Raw genomic sequence first — 8663 nt, 5'->3', positions numbered from 1 at the left:
GGAGTGCCCGCGTACTGATGGGCAACAGTTTCAGCTTGCGCATTGACGCGGCGTGGTGACGCGGGGAGTCCATTCGATCATTCAAGCCGACGCCGCTTCGCGGCGCGGCTTAATTCAAGCGTTAGGCATTGGAGAGGGCATGCGCGACGTTTACCTTAGAGCGAAGGGTGCTATCGCGTATGTCGTGGTGGAGACCAGAGAAGGCGATGAGTCAATTGGAACAGCATTTCATATCGGTGACGGCTACTTCATTACAGCCAAACACGTATTGGAAGGCAATCGAATCCAAGAGATCAGCATTACGCAGCCACTAAGCGCGAGCACCGGCTATCACGACAATCACTTAAGCGAGGAAATTAGGCCCCGCTCGCTTAAGGTTGCTGGAGAGCCAAAGCTTGCCGATGGCGACGTGGACGTTGCGGTTCTTCGTGTTGAAGCAGCGGAGAATATTCCAGCAATAAAGCTCAGCTCAACTGATGACATCTATCAGTCCGAAGATATTCTTCTTCTATCTCGCGTCGTTTGTGTTGGCTATCCCCCCATACCTTTGACCACACATCCATTTCAGGTTGCTGTCGATGGGAAGATCAATGCACTAGTTCGAATTAGAGGAAGCAAGTACCTGACGTACGTTGTCTCGGCCACTTCTAGGGGAGGATTCAGCGGCGGCCCTCTGATCGATGAATCGGGGCTTGCCATTGGTTTGGTGACCGAGTCACTTGTTAGGGACAACCATCCTGTCGAAGCTGGATTCTTTACTTGCCTAAGTATTTCGGCGGCTGCGACTTTAGCTCTGGAATCAGGCTGGTCGCCTGATGACTCTATATTCTACAAGGACATAGATTCATTGGCGTGGGTGAAGCTAGCGCTACCTGATACAGCCAGACTAAATCCCCATACGCATGATGCAAGCATCTACGTATACGATGACGACAGGGACGTTTACGTCAGCTTCTCTTGCCATGATCCAGAGGTTGTGAATATCGCTGAATCTGCGTTCGCGTCGATCTGTCCGCTGCATGAGCGCCAGCTAGTAGAAAGTGGGTTGATCTGGACACCCAAGAACAACCCTTCCTCAAGTGAACTCGAAATAGCCGCAATTGTTGCCCGTGACTCCCTGATAGCAGCTGGATTCCGTGTTGTTTCGCAAAGGTTCTCGGGAGGTTGGGCCAATGCCTAACAATTCCGTAAGGAGCTTCCCGTCAACTCCGGCAGCACGCTGACCTTGCCTTTCGCTTTCAGGCTTTGCATCTGCCGGGTTTTTTCTGCAGTTGATTCGTGCCGAGCGGTTGGTTTCAAGCATTGCCAGACTGCACTTCCGTAAACGGTCTTGTGGGTTTGATGCATCCAAACCGGACCAAGGTAAAAACCGCGCCCGAAGGCCTCGCTCATCCAACGGTTTCGCCCATGCAAGGGGGATCAGCCTTCGCATGTCATGGCGCCAACTTGTTAGTCAGGCTCTCTTCGGGGCGGTCTGACCGCTTGTTACCTGTGTCGCTGCCGGCGTTGAATCCACTGCGATGAAACGGTTTGAAACTCAGGCGGCGATGGCTTTTTTGCGTGACCGCTGCACCATCGGATGCTGCAGCCAGGCCTCGCTGTCGTAGTCCTCGCCTCGTCGCAACATCGCCCATAGCTGGCGCGCATGTTTGTTGGCGATGGCGACCAGCACTTTGCCAAAGGGCAACCGGCTTGCCAGCGACTTGATCCAGATCTGCTCGGCTGTCGCGGTCTGCGGATTGGCCAGTTTGGCTTGCTGCAGGCAACTTCGTGCGCCTTGTATCAGCAGCGTGCGCAGGTAGTTGTCGCCGCGGCAGCTGATTCCGCCCAGGTGCGCCTTGCCACCACTGGAGTGTTGTGTGGGTGTCAGGCCGAGCCAGGCCGCCAACTGTCGGCCATTCGTAAACTCATGGGCGTTGCCGATGCTTGCCACCAGCGCATCGGCCGTCAGTGGCCCCACACCAACCAGTTGTTGGGCGCGTACGCTGCGGGCATCGGCCTTGGCGTGTGCGGCAACCTGGCGATCAATCGCCGCGATCCGCTGTTTCACCTGCTGCCAGTGTGTGTGCAGATCATCAATCAAGGGCAGCAGCGTGGACGGTAATTGAGCGCGAAGCCGGTCATCGGCCAGTGCCCGCTGCAGCGCGCTGTCGCTTTGGGCAATGGCAAGGCCGAACTCAGCCAGCAGCCCGCGCAGTCGATTGCTGATGGCCAGGCTTTCGACCTTGTAGCCCTCGCGCACGCGATGCCAGCACAGGCGTGCCTGTTGGTCGACATCCTTGACCGCTACAAAGCGCATGTTGCCTTGGCGTGCTGCAGTGGCAATCGCCTCGGCATCGTTGTGGTCGTTCTTGTTGCGGGCGCTTTTGCGGAACGGTGTCACAAACTGGGCGGCGATGAGCTTTGGTGTCAGCCCGTGACGCTGGCACAACCGCGCCCAGTGATGCGCACCGCTGCAGGCTTCCATGGCCACGTCGCTGGCCGGCGGCAGTTGGGACAGGTAGTGGCAGAAGGCATCACGGCGCAGTTCCAGCCGCCGGATGACCTGCCCGCTGTGGTTGGTTTCGCAGATGGCAAAGGCCTGCTTTGCCAGATCCACGCCGACCGTTTTTGTGGTTGAATCAGCCATTGGAGACTTCCCCTCAATCTGATTGTGGTCCAACTCAATCATGGCACTCGATGCCGGCGGCTGGTCGCCAGAGCGGGAAGTCTCCTTTTTACTCGTTCAAGCCGAAGCCGCTTCGCGGCACGGCTTAATTCTGGTGTTAGCTTGCATGGAAGGTCTGGACGCACATCTCAACAGTTTCGCCTCCCGGTGCTTCAGGGATGTGGCGGATCGCGACTATATAAGTGCGCGCATGTGCTACCGGGCGGGATTGATATCCCAGTTCCACTGGGCTGCCCTGCAAGCTTTCGAGAAGTACTACAAGGCGATCCTCTTATATAACCGCATTAAATCTAAGAGCGTGGGTCACAGCATCGCCGAAGCGCAAAAGCAGGCGAAGAAGGCTCCCTTCGAGATACGCCTTAGTGACACGTCTCGAAAGCTCTTGGCGCACCTGGACGACTACGGACGTTTTCGATACCTAGAGACGTCCTACCACATACACGGGCCAAAGCTCGTCGAGCTAGACAAAGCAGTTTGGGAAATTAGGCGGTACTGTCGCGTGCTCAATTACGACCTGCCAATTCCGGGAAAAGAACCGAAGCCGATGCTTGCGCTGGAGCTTGAGCGCAATGAGAGAGCAGAGAAGCGTCCGTTCCAAGAGTTCCAAGTCATCGGCGGCGCTCTTGAGGCGATTCTGAAGAAGCACGACCATCCTGCACGCGGGCCGCTCATCTGGCAGAACGGCTTCTACGGTGGGTCGCGACGGCGGCGCGTGACCGTTCCGACGCACTTCTATGCCGAGAACTCCCCGCTCTATCTATACCCAAAGCTTCTGGATCACGTTCTTGAGTATATTCATATCCCGAAAGATGTCGTTGACGCGTACCGGGCTGCAAGCTAACAGTTCATTCAAGCCGACGCCGCTTCTCGGCGCGGCTTAATTCAAGTGTTAGATCCCATTTCCCTAAATATCGGAGTCTTTGCATTGCCAGTCGAAAAAACAGCATCTGAACTAATTGAAGACCTCATGAAGCATTGGGCATGCTGGGATGATCATGAAGTATTCTATTTGACAGTATTGGCCCCGAGCCTTGTTGTTACCCCGCAAAGCGGCGATGAAACGGAAAGATCGATTCTTTCAGCGCTCCGGCCATTGCTGAGCGAAAGGGAGTGGAACGAACTGCCTCAAATGATTGCCGAGAAGCGCAACGGCATTCTTCGCGAGATTGAAAGCGAACGTCTGCGGCGTGAAATGCTAGAAAGGGAAAGACAAGAGACTGAACGCATCGCCGCACAGAAAAGAGAAGAAGAAGCTCGAGAACGCATTAGGCAGGAACAGCTCCGAAAACAAGCTGAAGAGCGTCGCACTGCAATGCTGCACGAGCTTCGCCGGCGTTTTAACTCCGACTTTCTTAGCGCGACTCCCTATTTTTTTGAAACGTGTGCTGACATCCTGACCGAACAAGAGTTCGAGGCCGAGAAGTTTTCATTCGTGAAAAGTTGGATAAAGGCAAATACAGCCAGTAGAAATGGCCCACAACAACTTCCGGATGATGAGCAGATTGCTGCCATTTCCGCTGTCCATGGGCACATACAGGTCGTTGCCCGCGCGGGTAGCGGCAAAACGACGACGCTTGTCAGTCGCGTACTGTTTCTCCTAAAGCATTGTCGCATTGCGCCAGCAGAGATACTGATCCTCGCATTCAACCGCAAAGCAGCGCTGGAGGTTCGTAGAAGACTACTTGTTTTGATTGATCAGAACGCTGAACCAGAGATAGCCGCTGAGATTAATCGACGCATCAAAGATGCGAGGCAAAAGCAGCACCTCAATTGGGACGAGATTGAAGCAGGCGCAGTAGACGCCATCGCCTCCCAATTAAAGATCACACTGCCACACGTAATGACATTCCATGCCTTGGCCTACGCCATCGTCCATCCAGAAGAAAGCCTTTTATACAACGGAACTGAAGGCGAATCTCAAGGGCTGAGTCGCGCGTTTCAACAGGTGATCGACGATCACCTTAGGGAACCCGCATTCCGAGAAAAAATCCGCGAACTGATGCTCGCTCACTTCCGCGAGGACTGGGACCGAATTGTCGAGGGGCGGCACGACCAAAGCAAAGAAGAATTTCTACGATTTCGCAGATCTCTGCCGCGAGAAAGTCTTGGAGGAGAATACGTCAAGTCGTATGGCGAGAAAATTATCGCTGACTTTTTGTTCGAGCACGACATTGCATACAAATACGAGCGAAATCATTGGTGGAGTGGAATCAACTACCGACCAGACTTTACAATTTTCGTCACGCCAAAAAGCGGTCTAATTATTGAGTATTTCGGCCTCAGAGGTGACCCTGATTATGACGAAATGTCAGAGAGCAAGCGCGAATACTGGAAAGCCAAGTCAGGCTGGACTCTTATCGAATTTATTCCCGAAGACATCGCTAGCGAGGGGTCGGCGGCATTTCTAGAAAGACTAAAGACCACCTTGTTAGATCAAGGTATTCAATGTACACGCTTATCTGAAGACGAGATTTGGAATCGCGTTCGTGACAGAGCAATCGACAGATTCACGACTGCATCCGTTGGATTCGTTGGCCGATGTCGAAAACAGTCGCTATCCCCTCTTGAACTGCTGGATAAAATCAAGAGCTATTCCCCTCTGTCCCCTGTTGAGGGCATGTTTCTTGATCTTGTTTATTCGCTTTACGTTGCCTATCTGAATCGACTGTCATCTACCGGCGAGGAGGATTTTGACGGCCTGATGCAGCGTGCCGCGCAAGCAGTGGAGGACGGGGTCGCCAGCTTCCAGCGAAAATCGGGCGGAGGAGATCTGGCCTCGTTGCGGTATGTATGCATCGATGAGTTTCAGGATTTTTCAGACCTGTTCTATCGACTCCTTGTCGCCATCAGAAAGGTTACGCCTCAAGTCGAACTATTCTGTGTGGGCGATGATTGGCAGGCGATTAATGGGTTCGCCGGATCAGATTTAAGATTTTTCAACGAATTTGAGCGGTATGTTGGGAAATCACGCTGCTTATACATTTCGACGAATTATCGATCCGCGAGTTCAATTGTTGCTGTTGGCAACACCCTTATGTCGGGTCTAGGGAAACCCGCTTCCGCAAGCAAGAAGGCCGTCGGTAAGGTTTTGGCGTCTGATTTGAATGATTTTGAACCTTCGCTGATTGAGAAACAGCGCCATCCTGGCGACATCATCACCCCTGCTGTTTTACGAATTGCAAATAGTGCACTGGCTACTGGCATCGACGTGGTGATGCTTTGTCGCCGAAACGGGCTGCCATGGTTCGTCAACTTTCAGGATCAATCTACTGGAAGCGGTCGCGGCCTCGCAAGATATCTTGACCTGGTTCGATCTTTTTTTCCAAATGGCCTAAGAGAGCGCATCAGTATCTCTACCGCACACAAGTACAAAGGCCTGGAAAAGCCAATGGTGATCGTACTTGATCTTGTTGCGCGGAGTTATCCGCTCATACATCCAGATTGGGCATTTTCTAGGATACTCGGTGACAGTCCACAGAAGATTACGGAAGAAGAACGGCGGCTGCTGTATGTGGCACTGACTCGCGCGGCGGATACATTGGTTGTTTTTACGGAGGGCAGAAGCAAGTCCCCATTCCTCGAAGAGTTGGAGCGCGCAATCCCTCTAGCAGCCGTTGAATGGGCTGATTACCCTCCGTTACGTGGGCTTACGACTCGCCTGGTCGTAAAAGTCGGCAATCAGGAACGGCGTGGTGGTGCACCCACTTTCGCAATTAAAGATTTCCTTAAAGCCTCAGGATATCAGTGGCAGTCGAATAGCTGGCCCGGCTGGGCAAAGAGTTTCCCTGCCGAGGGATTCAGAATCGATACCCTCAAGTCGGAAGTTTGGTCGGGGACCGCAGACGGCATTGATGTTCGCATATTTGATGATACCGACTCAGCAGTGGCTCAATTCCTGGTGGATGGCGGGGAGTGGAGATGCATAACCGACAACCTTCATGAAGTTTGCTCTCCCAAGGATAGCGCTGATGATGAAACTCCAATGACCTCTACCAATGGGGTCTAACAAGTCCGTAAGGAGCTTCCCGTCAACTCCGGCAGCACGCTGACCTTGCCTTTCGCTTTCAGGCTTTGCGTCTGCCGGATTTTTGCTGCAGTTGATTCAATCGACGCGACGGGCTTCAAGCATTGCCAGACTGCATTTCCGTAAACGGTCTTGTGGGTTTGATGCATCCAAACCGGACCAAGGTAAAAACCGCACCCGAAGGCCTCGCTCATCCAACGGTTTCGCCCATGCAAGGGGGATCAGTCTTTGCATGTAATGGTGCCAACTTGTTAGTCAGGCTCTCTCCGGGGCGGTCTGACCGCTTGTTACCTGTGTCGCTATCGGCGTTGAATCCACTGCGGTGGTACGGGTGGTACGGATAAAACTCAGGCTGAGATGGCCTTTTTGGATGACCGCTGCACCATCGGATGATGCAGCCAGGCCTCACTGTCGTAGTCCTCGCCTCGTCGCAGCATCGCCCACAGCTGGCGGGCATGTTTGTTGGCGATGGCGACCAGCACTTTGCCAAAGGGCAATCGGCTTGCCAGCGACGTGATCCATATCTGTTCGGCCGTCGCCGTTTGCGGGTTGGCCAGCTTGGCTTGCTGCAGGCAACTTCGTGCGCCCTGTATCAGCAGCGTGCGCAGATAGTTGTCGCCCCGGCAGCTGATGCCGCCCAGGCGTGTTTTGCCGCCACTGGAGTGCTGCGTGGGCGTCAAACCGAGCCATGCCGCCAGCTGTCTGCCGTTCGCAAACTCATGCCCGTTACCGATGCTGGCCACCAGGGCATCGGCTGTCAGTGGCCCCACGCCAACCAGCTGTTGGGCATGCACGCTGCGTGTATCGGCCTTGGCATGTGCGGCAACCCGGCGATCAATCGCTGCAATGCGCTGTTTCACCTGTTGCCAGTGTGCATACAGGTCATCGAGCAAGGACAGCAGCGTGTCCGGCAGCTGGGTGCGCTGCTGGTCATCGGCCACTGCCCGCTGCAGCGCGCTGTCGCTTCGGGCAATGGCCAGGCCAAATTCGGCAAGCAACCCGCGCAGTCGATTGGCGATGGCCAGGCTTTCCACCTTGTAGCCCTCGCGCACGCGATGCCAACACAGGCGTGCCTGCTGGTCGACATCCTTGACCGCAACAAAGCGCATGTTGCCTTGGCGTGCTGCAGTGGCAATAGCCTCGGCATCGTTGTGGTCGTTCTTGTTGCGGGCGCTTTTGCGGAACGGTGTCACAAACTGGGCTGCGATGAGCTTTGGTGTCAGCCCGTGACGCTGGCACAACCGTGCCCAGTGGTGGGCACCACTGCAGGCTTCCATGGCCACGACGCTGACCGCTGGCAGTTGGGACAGGTAGTGGCAGAAGGCATCACGGCGCAGTTCCAGCCGCCGGATGACCTGCCCGCTGTGGTTGGTTTCGCAGATGGCAAAGGCCTGCTTTGCCAGATCCACGCCGACCGTTTTTGTGGTTGAATCAGCCATTGGAGACTTCCCCTCAATCTGATTGTGGTCCAACTCAATCATGGCACTCGATGCCGGCGGCTGGTCGCCAGAGCGGGAAGTCTCCTTTTTACTATTCAAGACCATTACTAGGAATCATATGATCAACCACCAAAAACTCGATGGGTGGCAACGGCTCGGCATTGTTCTATTTGTACTTTGGGCGCTAATGATTGCAGCTTATGCCATCTACGAATTGATACATGGATCAGACAGTCGAATGCTCCTCATTCATATGAAAGAGATCGGGCAGCGTGGGGGCGAAGGGAGTGATGGAAAATTTCGCGTTTATGCAATTATTAACCAAGCACACCTTGTGGCCTGGAGAGTAATTCTGGCAGTTATAGTGCCCCCAATCTTTATTCTTTCGTGCGCGGTCACTACCAGGTGGGTTATGGCTGGGTTTCGCCAGAAAGATTAATAACAATTCAGCCAACGGGGTCAGGTTCTTAGGTTTCCCCACGTTTTCACGGGCGTAGAGACATCTGCTCCAAGACGGCCTGTGGCGGTGATC

General features: G+C 54.3%; 6 protein-coding genes. 3 read left to right on the top strand and 3 right to left on the bottom strand.

The window, feature by feature from the left end; all coding sequences use genetic code 11:
- Window positions 1–139: 139 nt before the first annotated feature.
- Window positions 140–1180 carry a S1 family peptidase gene (locus ABB30_RS15930; protein ID WP_083489918.1) on the top strand — a complete coding sequence of 347 codons (1041 nt, stop codon included), beginning with the start codon at window positions 140–142 and terminating at the stop codon, window positions 1178–1180.
- A 357-nt stretch (window positions 1181–1537) separates the two neighbouring features.
- Here the strand turns inward: ABB30_RS15930 and ABB30_RS15065 are convergent, their stop codons facing one another.
- Window positions 1538–2629: an IS110 family RNA-guided transposase gene (locus ABB30_RS15065; RefSeq protein ID WP_057639135.1), complete on the bottom strand. Its 1092-nt coding sequence runs from the start codon at window positions 2627–2629 to the stop codon at window positions 1538–1540.
- A gap of 40 nt (window positions 2630–2669) precedes the next feature.
- Between ABB30_RS15065 and ABB30_RS15060 the strand changes: the two genes are divergently transcribed.
- A complete protein-coding gene (locus ABB30_RS15060) occupies window positions 2670–3509 on the top strand; it encodes a HEPN domain-containing protein (RefSeq protein WP_057639134.1) in 840 nt (279 codons plus the stop codon).
- A gap of 45 nt (window positions 3510–3554) precedes the next feature.
- On the top strand, window positions 3555–6674 hold the full coding sequence (locus ABB30_RS15925) for a UvrD-helicase domain-containing protein (protein WP_152980781.1): 3120 nt from the start codon (window positions 3555–3557) through the stop codon (window positions 6672–6674).
- 365 nt (window positions 6675–7039) lie between these two features.
- Here the strand turns inward: ABB30_RS15925 and ABB30_RS15050 are convergent, their stop codons facing one another.
- Both ABB30_RS15050 and ABB30_RS16680 read right to left on the bottom strand, forming a co-directional pair.
- Window positions 7040–8131: an IS110 family RNA-guided transposase gene (locus ABB30_RS15050; RefSeq protein ID WP_057639132.1), complete on the bottom strand. Its 1092-nt coding sequence runs from the start codon at window positions 8129–8131 to the stop codon at window positions 7040–7042.
- A 226-nt stretch (window positions 8132–8357) separates the two neighbouring features.
- On the bottom strand, window positions 8358–8663 hold a 306-nt coding region (locus tag ABB30_RS16680; protein WP_211263502.1), incomplete at its 5' end, for a hypothetical protein.

It is taken from the genome of Stenotrophomonas ginsengisoli (genome assembly GCF_001431485.1).
Classification (GTDB): Bacteria; Pseudomonadota; Gammaproteobacteria; order Xanthomonadales; family Xanthomonadaceae; genus Stenotrophomonas; species Stenotrophomonas ginsengisoli.
The sequence above is the reverse complement of the archived record's forward strand: the minus strand, read 5'-3'. Positions and strand labels throughout refer to the sequence as shown.

What these genes read in the sequence shown, in the direction of transcription:
- ABB30_RS15930 (WP_083489918.1), top strand. Translation starts at nt 140, where the DNA reads ATGCGCGACGTTTACCTTAGAGCGAAGGGTGCTATCGCGTATGTCGTG.
- ABB30_RS15065 (WP_057639135.1), bottom strand. Translation starts at nt 2,629, where the DNA reads ATGGCTGATTCAACCACAAAAACGGTCGGCGTGGATCTGGCAAAGCAG.
- ABB30_RS15060 (WP_057639134.1), top strand. Translation starts at nt 2,670, where the DNA reads ATGGCACTCGATGCCGGCGGCTGGTCGCCAGAGCGGGAAGTCTCCTTT.
- ABB30_RS15050 (WP_057639132.1), bottom strand. Translation starts at nt 8,131, where the DNA reads ATGGCTGATTCAACCACAAAAACGGTCGGCGTGGATCTGGCAAAGCAG.